An 18,477-nucleotide genomic window follows, 5' to 3' on the forward strand; every position below is an offset into this window, starting at 1 on the left:
CCACCTTTATTTTTACTTACTTACTTTTTGAAAAAAGAAAATTATTTATTGTATACATAGGTCTCCATTCCCCACCTCTAATTTCCTGCAGTTCTTTTTCATTCAATTCTTGGAAATCTTTCATTTGAGCAAAATCTGTATTCTTTTTCATAATATAAACTCCTATAATGTTTTTCTTGTAAATTAACTTACAAAAATATTATATAAAATCTACGATACCTATAGAGAATTATTTCTCAAATGCTCAAATTTTATTCTGAAATGTCAAATTTTTACAAAAAAAGCTGGGATTTTTTCCCAGCTTACGATTTAACTGATCCCAGCAGGATTCGAACCTGCGACCGTTCGCTTAGAAGGCGAATGCTCTATCCAGCTGAGCTATGAGACCTTACCTATCTATCTTATCAAAAAAAGCTAGCTTAGTCAATCATCTATTTGTGATAGGGTGAGCCTTGTTGAATCGAAAATGCTCTATAGATTTGTTCTACTAAGACTAGTCTCATCAGTTGATGAGGAAGCGTTAATCTCCCAAAACTAACAGAGAGATTGGCTCTCTTTTTCACCTCTGGAGAGAGTCCTAAACTCCCACCAATGATAAAAGTGATTGTCGAAAATCCATTAATGGAGGCTCTTTCAAGCTGCTTGCTGAATTCTTCAGAAGAAAAAGTTGTTCCTTCAATAGCTAAAACAACTACAAAATCACGATCTCCTACTTTAGAAAGAATGCGGTTCCCTTCCAACTCCAAAATCTTTTGATTTTCAGATTCGCTGGCCCGATCTGGTGTTTTTTCATCTGACAACTCAATCATTTCTAAATTAGCAAAGCGTGAAATTCTCTTAGAGTATTCTGCTATGCCATCTTTGAGATATTTTTCTTTCAGTTTTCCAACTGTTACCACTTTAATTTTCATTCTTCTATTCTAACATATTCACACTCAATTTCACATCTTATTCACAGATAAGATTTTGAAAAACTTCAATAAATTCACAGGTTTTTGAAAGTTATCCACAGATTGTGAAAAACTTTTTTGTCTTTAAGCTTGGATTAAGCTAGCTATTTTATACTTTCATTGATTAAAAAAACATGGAGGCTTCTATGAAAAACTTACAAACTAGTTCCAAAAAATGGGGACAACTTTTATTAGTCATTCTCATTAGCTTTTTTAGTGGTGTTTTAGGTACTTTTACAACATTGCAGCTCAGTCAAAAACAAAACACTAGTCCAACAAATACAACCACTGTCAGCAAAACAGCTGTAAAAAATGAAAACTCAACCACACAGGCAGTCGATAAAGTTAAAGATGCTGTGGTATCTGTCATTACTTACTCCGCAAACTCCCAAAATAGTTTATTTGGATCTACAGAGACTGATACAGATACAAATACTGAGCAAGTATCTAGTGAAGGTTCTGGAGTTATTTATAAAAAAGAAGGTAACTTTGCTTACCTCGTAACCAATACTCACGTTATTAATGGCGCTAAAAAAGTTGATATTCGTTTAGCAGATGGGACTAAAGTTCCAGGTGAAATTGTTGGTTCTGATACTTATTCTGACATTGCAGTTGTAAAAATTGCTGCAGATAAGGTGACTACAGTAGCCGAATTTGGAGATTCTGATCAACTAACAGTTGGAGAAACAGCTATTGCAATCGGAAGCCCTCTAGGTTCTGAATATGCCAATACCGTGACACAAGGCATCGTGTCAAGTTTGAATAGAAATGTTTCTTTAAAATCTGAAGATGGACAAGCTATCTCTACAAAGGCTATCCAAACAGATACAGCCATCAACCCTGGAAACTCTGGCGGTCCCTTAATCAATATTCAGGGACAAGTAATCGGAATTACATCTAGTAAAATCGCCACAAACGGTGGAACGTCTGTGGAAGGACTTGGTTTTGCCATTCCTTCAAACGATGCCATCAATATTATCAATCAATTGGAAAAGAATGGAAAAGTCACTCGACCAGCCTTGGGCATTCAAATGGTAAACCTTTCAAATCTTAGTAGCACTGATTTACAAAGATTGAATGTACCATCAAGTGTCACTGCAGGAGTAGTTGTTCGTTCTGTTATAACTAGTATGCCTGCCAATGGACATCTACAACAATATGACGTCATTACAAAAGTGGATGATAAAGCTATTTCTTCAACTACTGAATTACAAAGTGCTCTATATAGCCATTCTATCGGAGATAGCATGACCATTACATACTACCGTAATGGCAAGGAAGAAACAACTACCATTAAATTAGATAAGAGTACTAGTGATTTGGAACAATAGTTTACAGATATGTAAAGTTGCTTTACAGAATATCTAAGTTGTGTTAATGTAGAATTATGGAAGAATTTAAAATTGTTCAAATAAAAGATATTCAAAAAAATCCCTATCAACCTCGGAAGGAATTTTCAGAAGAAAAAATACAAGAACTGGCACAATCTATTAAGGAAAACGGCTTGATTCAGCCTATTATCGTTAGAAAATCTCCAGTACTTGGATATGAAATCCTAGCTGGAGAAAGGCGGTATCGTGCTTCAATAGCTGCTGGACTTTCAGAAGTTCCAGTCATTGTTAAGCAACTTTCTGATCAAGATATGATGCTTCATTCTATCATTGAAAATCTCCAACGCGAAAATTTAAATCCTATCGAGGAAGCTAAAGCATATCAATCCTTAATCGATAAAGGTTTTACCCACACAGAAATTGCTGAAAAAATGGGGAAATCTAGACCTTATATTACAAATCTAGTTCGATTGTTAGGGCTACCTAAACATATCCTGACAGAAGTCGAAAGTGGGAAGCTTTCCCAGGCTCATGCTAGACTCCTCATTCAATTATCAAGTGATAAACAAGATAAACTCTTGAATCGTATTCAAACAGAAAATCTTTCAGTTAGACAAGTTGAACAAATACTACAAAAAAATAAGAAGAGTAGTAAAAAAGAAAAAGACCACTTTGTCAAAGAGGAAGAGCAAAAATTGAAAAAAATACTCGGATTAGATGTTCAGATTAGCCTTCAAAAAAAAGATAGCGGTAAAATTTCAATTTCCTTCCATAACCAAGATGAATATCAACAATTTATTAACAGCCTGAAATAAGGCTGTTATTTTATTATTCTTAACTAACATGGTTATCCACCGATTTATCTTTTTAAAAAGCCTTATATTTCAGATTTCTCCTTAGTTATCCACATCTTGTGGATAAAAACTAAAAACATTGTTAATTGTTTTCCACAACTTGTGGAAAAATAATCTTATCTATGGTAAAATGATTCTATCAATAAAACTTTAAAATTTTATAGTAAAGGAGGAGAAAGTCATTGAAAGAAAAACAATTTTGGAATCGTATTTTAGAACTTGCGCATGATCGGTTGACTCAATCAGTTTATGATTTTTACATCTTAGATGCCACCCTAGTTAAAGTAGAAAATGCCACTGCAACGATTTTCTTACCCCGAGATGAGATGCAGATATTTTGGGAAAGAAATATCAATGGAATCCTTTTAACAGCAGGTTTTGAAATCTATGATACTGAAATAAAGGCGCATTATGTCTTCACGAAAGTTGAAGAAACTGCCTCTCAAATAGCTATAGAACCTGATTCTATTAATGATTATCAGACAAGTCCGTCCACTATTCCATATTCTGAAACAGGACTCAAGGAAAAGTATACTTTCGATAATTTTGTCCAAGGAAATGGTAATGTTTGGGCTAAGTCCGCAGCTTTAGCAGTTTCTGAAGATCCTGGACTAACTTATAATCCTCTATTTATCTATGGAGGGCCTGGTCTTGGAAAAACCCACCTACTAAATGCCCTTGGTAATGAAATTCTAAAAAAAAGTCCTAATGCGCGTGTTAAATATATACCTGCTGAAAGCTTCATTAATGAATTCCTAGAGCATTTGAGACTCAATGATATGGAAAAATTCAAAAAAACTTATCGTAGTTTAGACCTCCTACTCATTGATGATATTCAATCTCTTAGTGGAAAGAAAGTTCAGACTCAGGAAGAGTTTTTCAATACATTTAACGCCCTTCACAATAATAATAAGCAGATTGTTTTGACAAGCGACCGTAGACCTGAACATTTAGAGAGTCTTCCTGAACGTCTGGTCACGCGCTTCTCGTGGGGATTAACAACAGATATCACACCACCTGATTTTGAAACACGTATTGCGATTTTACAGAGTAAGACTGAACGTCTCAATTATCATTTTCAGAATGATACACTCGAATATTTGGCTGGACAATTTGACTCTAACGTGCGAGAACTCGAGGGTGCACTCAATGATATCAGCCTAATGGCCAAAGTCAAAAAGATTAACGATATCACAGTTGACATTGCCGCTGAAGCTATTCGTGCTCGTAAACAAGACGTCAGCAAAATGATTGTGATTCCAATTGATAAAATCCAAACAGAAGTTGGAAACTTTTATGGTGTTAGTGTCAAGGAAATGAAGGGAACTAGACGTGTTCAAAATATCGTTTTAGCCCGTCAAGTTGCCATGTACCTAGCCAGAGAAATGACAGATAATAGCCTTCCTAAAATTGGAAAAGAGTTTGGTGGCAAAGACCACACAACGGTCATTCATGCCCATGGAAAAATCAAATCCATGCTTGAAACAGATGATAATTTACGTTTAGAAATCGAAGCAATCAAAAAGAAAATTAAATAACTTGTGGATAACTTTAGAAAAATTTCTTTATTTATCCACACTTTTTAAACAAGGCTCTGTCCTTGAGTTTTCTTGATTAACATCTGTTTTCCACACATTTCACACGCTCTATTATTACTATTATCCTTCTAATAATAAAAAGAATAAAGGAGAATCCATGATTCATTTTTCAATTAATAAAAATTTATTTTTACAAGCTTTAAATACAACAAAAAGAGCTATTAGCTCAAAAAATGCTATTCCTATTTTATCAACTGTAAAAATTGATGTTACCAATGAAGGAATTACCTTGATTGGATCAAATGGTCAAATCTCAATTGAAAATTTCATTTCGCAAAAAAATGAAAATGCAGGTCTCTTGATTAATTCTTTAGGTTCAGTTCTACTGGAAGCCTCTTTCTTTATAAATGTTGTTTCAAGTCTTCCAGATGTAACACTTGATTTTAAAGAGATTGAACAAAAGCAAATTGTCTTAACTAGTGGAAAATCAGAGATTACTCTTAAAGGAAAAGATAGCGAGCAATATCCACGTATTCAGGAAATTTCTGCAAGCAATCCTTTAGTTCTTGAAACAAAACTTCTTAAAAAGATTATCAACGAAACTGCTTTCGCAGCTAGCACTCAAGAAAGTCGTCCTATTTTGACGGGTGTCCACTTTGTTTTAAGCAACCACAAAGAATTAAAAACAGTTGCAACAGACTCTCACCGTCTCAGTCAGAAGAAATTGACTCTTGAAAAAAATAGTGATGATTTTGATGTTGTCATCCCGAGTCGCTCGCTACGAGAATTTTCAGCTGTTTTTACGGATGATATCGAAACAGTAGAGATTTTCTTCGCCAATAATCAAATTCTCTTTAGAAGTGAAAATATTAGCTTCTACACACGTCTCTTAGAAGGGAATTATCCAGATACAGATCGTTTGATTCCAACAGATTTCAATACAACAGTGACTTTTGACGTTGCTAAACTACGTCAATCTATGGAACGTGCTCGCCTCTTATCAAGTGCAACACAAAATGGTACTGTTAAATTAGAAATCAAAGAAGGAATTGTAAGTGCCCATGTTCACTCTCCAGAAGTAGGGAAAGTACATGAAGAAATTGATACTGAAAATGTAAGTGGTGCTGATTTGACAATAAGTTTCAACCCAACTTATTTGATTGAAGCACTGAAAGCTTTGAATAGCGAAAAAGTTACAATCAGTTTTATCTCTGCAGTTCGTCCTTTCACCCTTGTTCCAGCAGACATTGATGAAGATTTCATGCAGCTCATCACGCCAGTTCGTACAAATTAATGGAAAGAGGTTGAGCCTAGCTCGCCTCTTTTATGATATAATCGAAAAAGAAAAAGGAGACTAACCATGTATCAAGTTGGAAATTTTGTTGAAATGAAAAAACCACATGCTTGTACGATAAAGTCAACAGGCAAAAAAGCAAATTGCTGGGAAATTACCCGTGTTGGGGCAGATATCAAGATAAAATGCAGTAATTGTGAACATGTAGTTATGATGAGTCGCTATGATTTTGAAAGAAAAATGAGTAAAATTATCGACTAAGAACCCTTGGTTAGAGGGTTAGCAAGTTTTCCCTTTTTGTGTTATAATATTAGGGATTGAAATGTGAACGGAGAATGAGAAATTATGGCTTTAACAGCAGGTATTGTGGGTTTGCCAAACGTCGGTAAATCAACCCTATTTAATGCAATTACAAAAGCAGGAGCAGAGGCTGCAAACTATCCATTTGCAACCATTGATCCAAACGTTGGAATGGTAGAAGTACCAGATGAACGCCTACAAAAATTGACTGAAATGATCACTCCTAAAAAGACAGTTCCAACAACCTTTGAATTTACAGATATTGCGGGGATTGTAAAAGGAGCATCAAGAGGAGAAGGTCTGGGGAATAAATTCTTGGCTAACATTCGTGAAGTTGATGCCATTGTTCATGTGGTTCGTGCCTTTGATGATGAAAATGTCATGCGTGAGCAAGGTCGTGAAGATGCCTTTGTGGATCCTCTAGCAGATATTGACACTATTAACCTAGAGTTGATTCTTGCTGACTTAGAATCAGTCAATAAACGCTATGCACGTGTGGAAAAGATGGCACGTACTCAAAAAGATAAGGAATCAGTTGCAGAATTTAACGTTCTTCAAAAGATTAAACCAGTTCTTGAAGACGGTAAATCAGCACGTACCATTGAATTTACTGATGAAGAACAAAAAGTAGTTAAAGGCCTCTTCCTTTTGACCACGAAACCAGTTCTTTATGTAGCTAACGTTGATGAGGATGTGGTTGGCGACCCAGAATCTATCGATTATGTGAAGCAAATTCGTGAATTTGCAGCGACAGAAAATGCAGAGGTAGTAGTAATTTCAGCGCGTGCTGAAGAAGAAATTTCTGAATTGGACGATGAAGATAAAAAAGAGTTTCTTGAAGCCATTGGTTTGACAGAATCAGGCGTTGACAAATTGACTCGAGCGGCTTATCACTTGCTTGGACTTGGAACTTACTTCACAGCTGGTGAAAAGGAGGTTCGTGCATGGACCTTTAAACGTGGCATGAAAGCTCCTCAAGCAGCTGGTATCATCCACTCTGACTTTGAAAAAGGATTTATTCGTGCAGTGACCATGTCTTATGACGATTTGGTAAAATATGGCTCTGAAAAGGCTGTAAAAGAAGCTGGACGTTTGCGTGAAGAAGGAAAAGAATATGTCGTGCAAGATGGCGATATTATGGAATTCCGCTTTAACGTTTAATCAATATTTAAAATAATGTCAATTAGGTTGGAAAAAAATTCCAACCCTTTTGACTTTTGAAAGGAAATATAAATGACGAAATTACTTGTAGGATTGGGAAATCCAGGGGATAAATATTTTGAAACTAAACATAATGTTGGCTTTATGCTGATTGACCAACTAGCAAAAAAACAGAATGTTACCTTTACACACGATAAGATATTCCAAGCTGAGTTAGCCTCATTTTTTCTTAACGGTGAAAAAATTTATCTGGTGAAACCGATGACTTTTATGAATGAAAGTGGAAAAGCTGTTCATGCATTGTTAACCTACTATGGTTTAGATATTGAAGATTTACTGATTATTTACGATGATCTTGACATGGAAGTCGGAAAAATTCGACTTCGCGCTAAAGGATCAGCTGGCGGTCATAATGGTATCAAGTCAATTATCCAACATATTGGTACACAGGTTTTCAATCGTGTAAAGATTGGTATCGGTAGACCTAAAAAAGGAATGTCTGTTGTTCACCACGTTTTGAGTAAATTTGACAAGGATGACTATATAGGTATTTTACAATCTATTGACAAGGTTGACGATGCTGTAAATTATTATTTACAAGAGAAAAAATTTGAAAAAACAATGCAGAAATACAATGGGTAGACCAATGAATTTATTAGATTTCTTTTTAGAGAATAAACAAATCCTATCTTGGCATGAGAACCTACCACAGAAACAAAGACAATTATTGCTAGGTCTTTCTGGCTCAGCAAAATCTTTAGCGATTGCTAGTAGTATGAAGAGTCAGGATAAGATTTTAGTGATGACTTCTACATATGGAGAGGCTGATCGTCTGGTCAATGATCTAATCTCCATACTAGGTTCGGATCTGGTTTATCCATTTCTAGTAGATGATTCACCAATGGTCGAATTTTTGGTATCATCTCAGGAAAAGATTTTTTCTAGGGTTGAAGCTTTGCGTTTTCTAAGAGATAAGTCTCAAAGAGGGATTTTAGTTTGTAATGTCGCAGCTAGTCGGGTATTCTTACCAAATCCTCAAGTTTTTGATGATAGTATCTTAGAACTTCAAGTTGGCCAAGAATGCGAACAAAGAGAATTAAAAAATCACTTGATTTCCCTTGGTTATAAGAAGGTTACACAAGTTCAAATTCAGGGAGAATTTAGCCTTCGTGGAGATATCCTGGATATCTTTGAAACTTCTCAACTATCTCCTTATCGGATAGAATTTTTTGGTGATGAGATTGATGGGATTAGAGAATTTGATGCCGAAACTCAATTATCAAAAGAGAGTCAAACTCAAGTACTAATCTATCCAGCTAGTGATATTTTGTTAACGAATGAAGCTTATCATCGTGGTCAGAAATTTTTAGAACATGAGATTGATAAGGCACTTTCTCCAACTTTAAAGTCTTACTTAGAAGAAGTTTTTAGTTGCACGAAAGAGCAAGTTCTTCATGCTGATATTCGTAAGTTTTTATCTGTATTTTATAAAAAACAGTGGACACTGATAGATTATTTGAATCAAGTGCCCATTATCTTTGATGATTTTCAAAAAATCATGAATCAGTACGATGCTTTTGATAAGGAAACTGCTAGTTACTTTACAGAAGATTTACACAATAGTAAAACGGTGTCAAGTTTACAATATTTTGCTGATGTAGAAAGTCAGTTTAAAAAACATGTACCAGCGAGTTTCTTTTCAAATTTTCAAAAAGGGCTTGGAAATTTGAAATTTCATCATCTGTATCAGTTCAATCAATATCCTATGCAGGAGTTCTTTAATCAGTTTTCTTTTCTGAAAGAGGAAATTGAACGTTATAAAAAATTGAAGTATACGATTGTTCTTCAATCAAGTAGCAATACTGAACTAAAGAAACTGTCAACGATTTTTGATGAATACGATATTAAAGTTGACAATAATGACGAAAGTGAAATCTGTAAAGGAACTGTCAATCTTGTTGAAGGAAATCTGCGACATGGGTTTCATTTTGTTGATGAAAATCTTGTATTTATCACTGAATATGAGATTTTTAAAAAGAAGATTAAACGGAAATATAGAAGACAAAATATCAGCAACGCTGAGCGATTAAAGGATTATAACGAGCTCCAAAAAGGAGACTATGTTGTTCATCAAATTCATGGTATTGGGCAATATTTAGGGATTGAAACGATTGAAATCAAAGGAATTCATCGAGACTACGTAAGTGTTCTATATCAAAATGGAGATCGTATTTCTATCCCTGTGGAGCAGATACAGACTCTTTCTAAGTATGTCTCTAGTGATGGTAAGGCTCCAAAGTTAAACAAATTAAACGATGGACGTTTTAAAAAAGCGAAGCAAAAAGTAAAGAGTCAAGTTGAAGATATTGCAGATGATTTAATTAAGTTATATGCAGAGAGAAGTCAACTTAAAGGTTTTGCATTTTCAAAAGATGATGAAGACCAAAACGCTTTTGACGAAGCCTTCCCATATGTAGAGACTGAGGACCAACTTCGAAGTATCGAAGAGATCAAGAAAGATATGCAAAGTGCTCAACCAATGGATCGACTTTTAGTTGGTGATGTTGGTTTTGGTAAGACAGAAGTAGCAATGCGAGCTGCGTTTAAGGCTGTCAATGATCATAAACAGGTTGTCGTTTTAGTACCAACTACTGTTCTTGCTCAGCAACATTATAGTAATTTCAAGGAAAGATTTGAGCAATTTGCTGTTAACGTAGATGTTTTAAGTCGTTTCAGAAGTAAAAAAGAACAGACTGAGACACTTGAGAAATTAAAAAAAGGTCAAGTAGATATTTTGATAGGAACTCATCGAGTTTTATCTAAAGATGTTGAGTTTGCTGATTTGGGGTTGATGATTATTGATGAAGAACAACGATTTGGTGTTAAGCATAAGGAAGCTTTGAAGGAATTAAAAAAGAAGGTTGATGTCTTAACCTTGACAGCTACACCAATTCCTCGAACTCTTCATATGTCTATGCTAGGTATCCGAGATTTATCTGTCATCGAAACTCCTCCAACTAATCGATATCCTGTTCAAACCTACGTACTTGAACAGAATGATCGTATCATTCGTGATGCTGTATTGAGAGAAATGGATCGTGGTGGTCAGGTTTACTATCTTTACAACAAAGTTGACACGATTGAAAAGAAAGTTTCAGAGTTACAAGAGTTGATTCCAGAAGCTTCGATTGGCTTTGTTCATGGACAAATGAGTGAAATTCGTTTGGAGAATACGCTACTTGATTTTATTGAAGGTGAATATGATATTTTAGTAACAACAACAATCATTGAAACAGGAGTAGACATTCCAAATGCCAATACCTTGTTTATAGAAAATGCAGACCATATGGGATTGTCAACCTTGTATCAATTAAGAGGTCGGGTTGGTCGTAGTAATCGAATTGCCTATGCTTATCTCATGTATCGTCCAGATAAAACCTTGACAGAAGTTTCTGAGAAAAGATTAGAGGCCATCAAAGGTTTTACTGAACTAGGTTCTGGTTTCAAAATCGCTATGCGTGATTTATCCATTCGTGGAGCTGGGAATCTTTTAGGAAGTTCACAGTCTGGTTTTATTGATTCTGTTGGGTTTGAGTTGTATTCTCAGTTACTAGAAGAAGCAATTGCTAAGAAAAATGGAACTGACAAGAAACGTGAAAAAGGAAATGCTGAGTTAATTTTACAAATTGATGCTTATCTTCCGGATGAGTACATTTCAGATGAACGGCATAAAATTGAAATTTACAAGAGAATTCGTCAAATTGACAATCGTGTCAACTACGAAGAATTACAAGATGAGTTGATCGACCGTTTTGGAGAATATCCTGATGTAGTTGCTTATCTTTTAGAAATTGGATTAGTAAAAGCTTACCTTGATAAAGTATTTGTCAATCGTGTTGAAAGAAAAAATAATAAACTTGTCATTCAATTTGAAAAAATTTCGCAGCAACTATTTTTAACACAAGATTATTTCCAGGCTCTATCTCAGACAAGTTTGAAGGCCAATATTTCAGAAAATCAAGGTTTAATTGAAGTTGTATTTGATATTCGAAATAAAAAAGATTATGAAATTTTAGAAGGATTGTTGACTTTTGCTGAATCCCTAGTGGCTATAAAAAATTTAAAAGAGTCAAATTAGGTATGACATTTTTCTTCTATAAAAGTGATAAAAATGGTACAATAATAATTTGAGGTAATAAAGATGAGATTAGATAAATATTTAAAAGTGTCAAGAATTATTAAGCGCCGTACAGTGGCTAAAGAAGTTGCAGATAAGGGACGTATCAAGGTAAATGGTATTCTTGCTAAGAGCTCTACAGATTTAAAAATCAATGACCAAGTCGAAATTCGTTTTGGAAATAAGTTGTTGCTTGTAAAAGTATTAGAGATGAAAGATAGCACTAAAAAAGAAGATGCCGCAGGTATGTATGAAATTATCAGCGAAACAAGGGTAGAAAACGATGTATAAAAAAATTGTACAAATGAATAATTCTTTTATTCAAAATGAACACCAACGTCGTAAATACTTGATGGAAGAACGACAAAGACGAAATCGTTTTATGGGCTGGGTTTTGATTTTGATTATGTTGTTGTTCATCCTACCAACCTATAATTTGACTCAAAGTTATCAGCAACTACTCGAACGTCGCCAACAGTTAGCCGATTTGAAAAAACAGTATCAAGAATTGAGCGATGAAAAAGATAAAGAATCGAATCTTGCAACCAAATTAAAGGATGAAACATACGCAGCCAAGTATTTGCGTGCAAAATATTACTATTCAAAATCATGGGAGGAAGTTTATACTATTCCGGACTTACTTCCTAGGTAATGTAAAATGGAAAATTTATTAGATATTGTAGAAAAGTTTTTAAGTCAATCAGATGAAAAATTAGAAGAGTTAGCTCAAAAAAATCATCTGTTACGGCTACAAGAAGAAGAGGAAAAAAAGAATGCGTAAATTTTTAGTGATATTACTACTTCCTATTTTTTTAAAAAGTGTCCAAGTAGTAAGCACTGAGAATCCAGTTATCATTCCAAACCAAGAAGTTTATTCCTTAACCCACGCTTCGTATCATTTTTACTATCAAGATGTTATAGAATCTCCAAAATTTTATGGTGAAACGTCTGTTTATTCTACAGAAGATTTGATTAAAGAATCAGGAAAAGTCAATGCAGATACAAAATTATCTGTTTTAGAATGGAGATTAAATAAACAAGGACAGCCTGTCTTTAAATTGTCAAATAATCAATTTGTGATGGCTGATAAACGACTTTTATACGATAGTTCCATCGTAAACGATTTTTCTAAACGAGTATGGTTAGAACCAGGATTTGTCGTTTATAATAGTCCTTATGATCAACAAGAATTAAAGTCTACTTTAGCAGCTTATCAAGAGGTTGAAGTAGATATGTCTATTTTTGCTGGTGGTCATGAATTTTTACATATCAAACAAATTGGTTGGGTTTCGACGGATTACATTTCCAACGATGACAATCGTATCCAGAAAGTACAAGAGTTGTTATCTGCGAATTATCAAAATGAACAGTTTTCTATTTATGTTAAACAATTGAGCACGGGTAAGGAAGCTGGAATTAATGAAGATCAAAAAATGTACGCTGCTAGTGTTATGAAATTGCCTTATCTTTATTATGTTCAAGAAAAAATTAATCAAGGTGATTACCAACTTGACACGAAATTGAAGTACGTTTCTGAAGTAAATGATTTCCCTGGTTCTTATAAACCCGAAGGAAGTGGAAGCCTCCCTAAAACAGCGGACGATAAAGAGTACACTCTCAAAGATTTAATTACAAAGACAGCGAAAGAATCTGACAATGTAGCTCATAATATTCTTGCTTATTATATTACGAATAAATCAGATGAAGCCTTTAAAAACGAAATGACTGCTATCGCAGGTGAAGAGTGGAACGTAACAGAGAAGTTAGCTTCAGCTAAAATGGCTGGTCAAGTTATGGAATCTATTTATAATCAGAATGATTTTGTTTTAGAATCTCTATCGCAAACAGCTTTTGATAATCAGCGGATTGCTAAGAATATTTCTGCTAAGGTAGCCCATAAAATTGGGGATGCAGATGAATTTAAACACGATGTAGGAATAGTCTATATAGATTCTCCTTTCATTATTTCAATCTTTACCAAAAATTCTGATTATGATACCATTTCTAAAATTGCTAAGGATGTCTATGAGGTCCTAAAATGAGAGACCAAGATTTTTTAAATCATTTTCTAGAAAAAGGTTATTTTAAAGATCATTCACGAGTTGTACTAGCCTTGTCTGGCGGATTGGATTCGATGTTTCTCTTTCACCTCCTATCAACCTATCAAGAAGAACTCGGGATTGAATTGTTTTTAGCTCATGTAAATCATAAACAACGACCAGAGTCAGACAATGAAGAACATGAATTAAGAAAACTAGCTGAACAAGTTGGAGTTCCGATTTATGTAGCTAACTTCTCTGGAGCTTTTACAGAATCGAGAGCTCGTCAATTTCGCTATGAATTTTTTAGAGATGTGATGAGAGAAACCTCCTCTACAGCTCTTGTAACAGCTCATCATGCGGACGATCAAGTTGAGACGATTTTCATGAGATTGATTAGAGGCACTAGGTTGCATCATCTATCGGCTATTAAAGAGAAGCAAAAATTTGATAAGGGAGAATTAATTCGTCCTTTGCTGTCTTTTTATAAGAGGGATTTTTCTGAAGTTGAGCATTTTGAAGATAGGACGAATAAAGAAAATCATTATTTTCGCAATCGAGTTCGTAATATTTACTTACCACAACTGGAAAAAGAAAATATTCAGCTAAAGAGAGCGTTTTTAGAGTTTGGAAAAGAAGTATCTGACTATCAAATTGCTCTGACTGAATTATCTCAAACAGTCAATGTGGAAGATTTAACTCAGTTTTTATCTTTTAGTGAAGCAACACAGCGAGTTTTACTACAACAATACCTTAGTTGTTTTGCTGATTTAAATGTAACAAGAGAACAATTTCAAGAAATTCATCATATTTTAAAAACTAAGAGTCAATATCGCCATTGTATAAAAAATGGTTATGAACTTGTAAAAGAATACCAGCACTTTCGAATTGGTAAAATTAGACCAAAGTCTGATGAAAAAAGTAGTGAGTGTGTGTTAAACTATCAAAATCAAGTTCATTATGAAGGTTATTTATTTTCATTTGGAATTCCTCTAAAAGGGGAAAATGTTCAAAAGATGAATGTTTCTCGTGAAACATCGTTGATTTTACGGCATCGACAGCCTGGTGATTATTTGATAAAAAATGGTCATCGTAAAAAACTAAGACGACTTTTTATTGATTTAAAAATTCCTAAAGAAAAACGAGAAAAAGCTATTATCATTGAGCAATTTGGAAAAATTTATTCAGTTTTAGGAATTGAAATCAGTGATTTGAGTAAAAAAATGAAAAATGATATAATGAACACTGTACTTTATATAGAAAAAATAGATAGGTAAAATCATGTTAGAAAAAGATATCAAGAAAATTTTGATTTCACAAGATGAAATTACAGAAGCAGCTAAAAAATTGGGTGCTCAGTTGACAAAAGATTATGAGGGAAAAAATCCGATTTTAGTTGGAATTCTAAAAGGTTCTATTCCTTTTATGGCAGAATTGGTGAAATATATTGATACACATCTTGAAATGGACTTTATGATGGTCTCTAGCTATCATGGTGGGACTGTAAGTAGTGGTGTCATTAATATTAAACAAGACGTAACTCAAGATATTAAAGGTCGACATGTTGTCTTTGTAGAAGATATTATTGATACTGGTCAAACCTTGAAGAGTTTGAGAGATATGTTTACTGCAAGAGAAGCAGCTTCTGTTAAGATTGTCACAATGCTTGATAAACCAGAAGGTCGTACAGTAGAAATCGAAGCAGATTATACATGTTTTACAATTCCAAATGAATTTGTTGTAGGCTACGGTTTAGACTATAATGAAAACTATCGTAACCTTCCTTATGTAGGTGTATTGAAAGAGGAAGTTTACTCAAAATAGAAGGGTAAGTGTTTGAATGCAAAAACAAAATAATGGTTTCATAAAAAATCCATTTCTTTATTTGTTGATGATTTTCTTGCTAGTGACAGGATTCCAGTACTTTTTTGCTGGCAGATCCGCTGGTCATAGTCAACAAATTAAGTACTCAGAATTGGTTCAGGAAATCACTAACGACAATGTAAAAGAAATGACCTACCAACCAAGTGGTAGTGTTATTGAAGTGTATGGTGTCTACAAAACTGCTAAGACAGAGAAACAGGAAACGGGAATTCAATTTTTTACACCCTCTGCTACAAAAGTAGAGAAATTTACAAGTATTGTCCTCCCATCAGATACAACTGTAGCGGATTTGCAAAAGCTAGCAAGTGAACATCAAACACAAATTGAAGTGAAACACGAAAGCTCAAGTGGTATGTGGATTAACATCCTGGTTTCAGTAGTACCATTTGCTATCTTATTCTTCTTCCTCTTCTCTATGATGGGAAATATGGGCGGAAATAGCGGACGTAATCCAATGAGTTTTGGACGTAGTAAAGCTAAGGCTGCTAATAAAGAAGATATTAAAGTTCGCTTCTCAGATGTCGCAGGCGCAGAGGAAGAAAAACAAGAACTTGTTGAAGTTGTTGAATTTTTAAAAGATCCAAAACGATTTACAAAATTGGGTGCCCGGATTCCAGCTGGTGTTCTTTTGGAGGGACCTCCGGGAACAGGTAAGACGTTACTTGCTAAGGCAGTAGCCGGAGAAGCTGGTGTTCCATTCTTTAGTATCTCAGGTTCTGACTTTGTAGAAATGTTTGTCGGAGTTGGAGCTAGTCGTGTTCGTTCTCTTTTCGAAGATGCCAAAAAAGCAGCACCAGCTATCATCTTTATCGATGAAATTGATGCTGTTGGTCGTCAACGTGGAGTCGGTCTCGGTGGAGGTAATGACGAACGTGAACAAACCTTGAACCAACTTTTGATTGAGATGGACGGTTTTGAGGGAAATGAAGGGATTATCGTCATCGCTGCGACAAACCGTTCAGATGTACTTGACCCTGCCCTTCTGCGCCCAGGACGTTTTGATAGAAAAGTTTTGGTTGGTCGCCCTGATGTTAAAGGTCGTGAAGCAATCTTGAAAGTTCATGCTAAGAACAAGCCTTTAGCAGAAGATGTTGATTTGAAATTAGTGGCTCAACAAACTCCAGGTTTTGTTGGAGCTGATTTAGAGAATGTATTGAATGAAGCAGCCTTGGTTGCTGCTCGTCGTAATAAATCGATAATTGATGCTTCAGATATTGATGAAGCAGAAGATCGTGTTATCGCTGGACCATCTAAGAAAGATAAGACAGTGTCACAAAAAGAACGTGAATTGGTTGCCTACCATGAGGCAGGACATACCATTGTTGGCCTAGTCTTATCGAATGCCCGTGTTGTTCATAAGGTTACAATTGTACCAAGAGGTCGTGCAGGTGGTTACATGATTGCACTTCCTAAGGAAGACCAAATGCTTCTATCCAAAGAAGATATGAAAGAGCAATTGGCTGGCTTGATGGGTGGACGTGTAGCTGAAGAAATTATCTTTAATGTCCAGACTACAGGAGCTTCAAACGACTTTGAACAGGCGACTCAAATGGCGCGTGCAATGGTTACAGAGTACGGAATGAGTGAAAAACTTGGTCCCGTACAATATGAGGGTAATCATGCTATGTTTGGTGCACAAAGCCCTCAAAAATCAATTTCAGAACAAACAGCTTATGAAATTGACGAAGAGGTTCGTTCATTATTGAATGAGGCACGAAATAAAGCCGCTGAAATTATTCAGTCAAATCGTGAAACTCACAAGTTGATTGCAGAAGCATTATTGAAATACGAAACATTGGATAGTACACAAATTAAATCTCTTTACGAAACAGGAAAGATGCCTGAAACAGTAGAAGAGGAATCTCATGCACTATCTTATGATGAAGTAAAGTCAAAAATGAATGAAGAAAATTAATTATCTTAAATACTATAAACAGAGGAGGCACAAGTTTTCTCTGTTTTTTTTAAAAAAGTTGAGGGAACTCGAATTTAAATCAAAGATTTCGATATATAGAAAACAAAATACAAGTTCACCTATGTCAATGCTCTCCTAAAGGAAATGATTCAAATTTTCTGAAAATAAGAATGCAACAGTTACTTGAGTAATATGAAAAAATGTTTCAAAAAATGATATGTGCTTCATAAAAAAACAATTATTGTAAGAAAAAAATTAACCGAAACTCTGGGTAGACGAACGTTTTAAAGGCCGCAAAGCCCTTCTCAGAGAGCTGAAGGAAGTAATTCAGGAGAAATGAAAAAAAGTTTAAAAAAGGTGTTGACAAAGTAAGAAAAGTCGGTATAATAGTAAGAGTTGAAAATAACAACTCCGGTCCGTTGGTCAAGGGGTTAAGACACCGCCTTTTCACGGCGGTAACACGGGTTCGAATCCCGTACGGACTATAGTATGTTACAGATGAAACACTAGATGAAAAAAATTAAAAAAAGTTTCAAAAAAGTGTTGACAAGCGAAAGCGACTGTGATATACTAATATAGTTGTCACTTGAGAGAAGTGAGTGGCAAAGACCTTTGAAAACTGAACAAGACGAACCAATGTGCAGGGCACTACAACTAAGGTTGTAGTACTGAACAATGAAAAAAACAATAAATCTGTCAGTGACAGAAATGAGTGAGAACTCAAACTTTTAATGAGAGTTTGATCCTGGCTCAGGACGAACGCTGGCGGCGTGCCTAATACATGCAAGTAGAACGCTGAAGGAGGAGCTTGCTTCTCTGGATGAGTTGCGAACGGGTGAGTAACGCGTAGGTAACCTGCCTGGTAGCGGGGGATAACTATTGGAAACGATAGCTAATACCGCATAACAGTAGATATTGCATGATATCTGCTTGAAAGGTGCAATTGCATCACTACCAGATGGACCTGCGTTGTATTAGCTAGTTGGTGAGGTAACGGCTCACCAAGGCGACGATACATAGCCGACCTGAGAGGG

The 18,477-nt window shown here is 35.1% G+C and carries 17 protein-coding genes, 2 tRNA genes and 1 rRNA gene; 17 read left to right on the forward strand and 3 right to left on the reverse strand.

The annotated features are described in order from the left end of the window. Positions 1 to 16: 16 nt before the first annotated feature. The 3 genes from QM867_RS07390 to rlmH form a co-directional block, all read right to left on the reverse strand. Entirely contained in the window at positions 17 to 151 is a 135-nt protein-coding gene (locus QM867_RS07390) for a ComC/BlpC family leader-containing pheromone/bacteriocin (protein ID WP_080979250.1), read from the reverse strand. Between the two features lie 163 nt (positions 152 to 314). Then, positions 315 to 388, reverse strand: a tRNA-Arg gene (locus QM867_RS07395). A gap of 43 nt (positions 389 to 431) precedes the next feature. Then, positions 432 to 911, reverse strand: a complete 480-nt coding sequence (gene rlmH / locus QM867_RS07400) for a 23S rRNA (pseudouridine(1915)-N(3))-methyltransferase RlmH (protein WP_075228914.1) — start codon at positions 909 to 911, stop codon at positions 432 to 434. Positions 912 to 1,096: 185 nt separating this feature from the next. Between rlmH and QM867_RS07405 the strand changes: the two genes are divergently transcribed. The 17 genes from QM867_RS07405 to QM867_RS07485 all read left to right on the forward strand — a co-directional run. Next, positions 1,097 to 2,281, forward strand: a complete 1,185-nt coding sequence (locus QM867_RS07405; RefSeq protein WP_075231096.1) for a S1C family serine protease — start codon at positions 1,097 to 1,099, stop codon at positions 2,279 to 2,281. Positions 2,282 to 2,337: 56 nt separating this feature from the next. Then, positions 2,338 to 3,096: a ParB/RepB/Spo0J family partition protein gene (locus tag QM867_RS07410; RefSeq protein ID WP_414315451.1), complete on the forward strand. Its 759-nt coding sequence runs from the start codon at positions 2,338 to 2,340 to the stop codon at positions 3,094 to 3,096. A gap of 221 nt (positions 3,097 to 3,317) precedes the next feature. Next, entirely contained in the window at positions 3,318 to 4,673 is a 1,356-nt protein-coding gene (gene dnaA / locus QM867_RS07415; protein ID WP_414315452.1) for a chromosomal replication initiator protein DnaA, read from the forward strand. Positions 4,674 to 4,830: 157 nt separating this feature from the next. Then, positions 4,831 to 5,967 (forward strand): DNA polymerase III subunit beta, encoded by a 1,137-nt coding sequence (dnaN, locus tag QM867_RS07420; RefSeq protein ID WP_414315453.1) that lies wholly within the window; start codon positions 4,831 to 4,833, stop codon positions 5,965 to 5,967. Positions 5,968 to 6,033: 66 nt separating this feature from the next. Further along, positions 6,034 to 6,228 (forward strand): DUF951 domain-containing protein, encoded by a 195-nt coding sequence (locus tag QM867_RS07425; RefSeq protein WP_414315454.1) that lies wholly within the window; start codon positions 6,034 to 6,036, stop codon positions 6,226 to 6,228. A gap of 84 nt (positions 6,229 to 6,312) precedes the next feature. Continuing rightward, positions 6,313 to 7,428, forward strand: coding sequence for a redox-regulated ATPase YchF (ychF, locus tag QM867_RS07430; protein WP_045762398.1), 1,116 nt, complete (start codon positions 6,313 to 6,315; stop codon positions 7,426 to 7,428). A 72-nt stretch (positions 7,429 to 7,500) separates the two neighbouring features. Beyond that, the gene (pth, locus tag QM867_RS07435; RefSeq protein ID WP_414315455.1) at positions 7,501 to 8,070 is read left to right on the forward strand and encodes an aminoacyl-tRNA hydrolase; all 570 of its coding nucleotides are present in this window, start codon (positions 7,501 to 7,503) and stop codon (positions 8,068 to 8,070) included. A 4-nt stretch (positions 8,071 to 8,074) separates the two neighbouring features. Then, positions 8,075 to 11,566, forward strand: a complete 3,492-nt coding sequence (mfd, locus tag QM867_RS07440; protein ID WP_414315456.1) for a transcription-repair coupling factor — start codon at positions 8,075 to 8,077, stop codon at positions 11,564 to 11,566. A 63-nt stretch (positions 11,567 to 11,629) separates the two neighbouring features. After that, positions 11,630 to 11,896 carry an RNA-binding S4 domain-containing protein gene (locus QM867_RS07445; RefSeq protein ID WP_001234970.1) on the forward strand — a complete coding sequence of 89 codons (267 nt, stop codon included), beginning with the start codon at positions 11,630 to 11,632 and terminating at the stop codon, positions 11,894 to 11,896. Beyond that, positions 11,889 to 12,257, forward strand: coding sequence for a septum formation initiator family protein (locus tag QM867_RS07450; protein ID WP_000277028.1), 369 nt, complete (start codon positions 11,889 to 11,891; stop codon positions 12,255 to 12,257). Before QM867_RS07445 ends, QM867_RS07450 begins: the two co-directional genes overlap by 8 nt. Before the next feature lie 6 nt (positions 12,258 to 12,263). After that, a complete protein-coding gene (locus QM867_RS07455) occupies positions 12,264 to 12,386 on the forward strand; it encodes an SP_0009 family protein (protein WP_045762396.1) in 123 nt (40 codons plus the stop codon). Continuing rightward, positions 12,379 to 13,647 (forward strand): serine hydrolase, encoded by a 1,269-nt coding sequence (locus tag QM867_RS07460; RefSeq protein ID WP_414315457.1) that lies wholly within the window; start codon positions 12,379 to 12,381, stop codon positions 13,645 to 13,647. The genes QM867_RS07455 and QM867_RS07460 overlap by 8 nt, the downstream gene beginning before the upstream one ends. Further along, positions 13,644 to 14,921: a tRNA lysidine(34) synthetase TilS gene (tilS, locus tag QM867_RS07465; protein ID WP_414315458.1), complete on the forward strand. Its 1,278-nt coding sequence runs from the start codon at positions 13,644 to 13,646 to the stop codon at positions 14,919 to 14,921. The genes QM867_RS07460 and tilS overlap by 4 nt, the downstream gene beginning before the upstream one ends. A gap of 4 nt (positions 14,922 to 14,925) precedes the next feature. Further along, positions 14,926 to 15,468: a hypoxanthine phosphoribosyltransferase gene (gene hpt, locus QM867_RS07470; RefSeq protein WP_000890190.1), complete on the forward strand. Its 543-nt coding sequence runs from the start codon at positions 14,926 to 14,928 to the stop codon at positions 15,466 to 15,468. Positions 15,469 to 15,484: 16 nt separating this feature from the next. Next, complete coding sequence (ftsH, locus tag QM867_RS07475; protein ID WP_414315459.1) at positions 15,485 to 17,443, forward strand: ATP-dependent zinc metalloprotease FtsH; 1,959 nt, start codon at positions 15,485 to 15,487, stop codon at positions 17,441 to 17,443. A gap of 413 nt (positions 17,444 to 17,856) precedes the next feature. After that, a tRNA-Glu gene (locus QM867_RS07480) sits at positions 17,857 to 17,928 on the forward strand. Between the two features lie 242 nt (positions 17,929 to 18,170). Continuing rightward, positions 18,171 to 18,477: ribosomal RNA gene (locus QM867_RS07485) — 16S ribosomal RNA — on the forward strand; the annotation flags it as partial.

It is taken from the genome of Streptococcus infantis (genome assembly GCF_047463635.1).
GTDB classification, from domain to species: Bacteria; Bacillota; Bacilli; order Lactobacillales; family Streptococcaceae; genus Streptococcus; species Streptococcus infantis_W.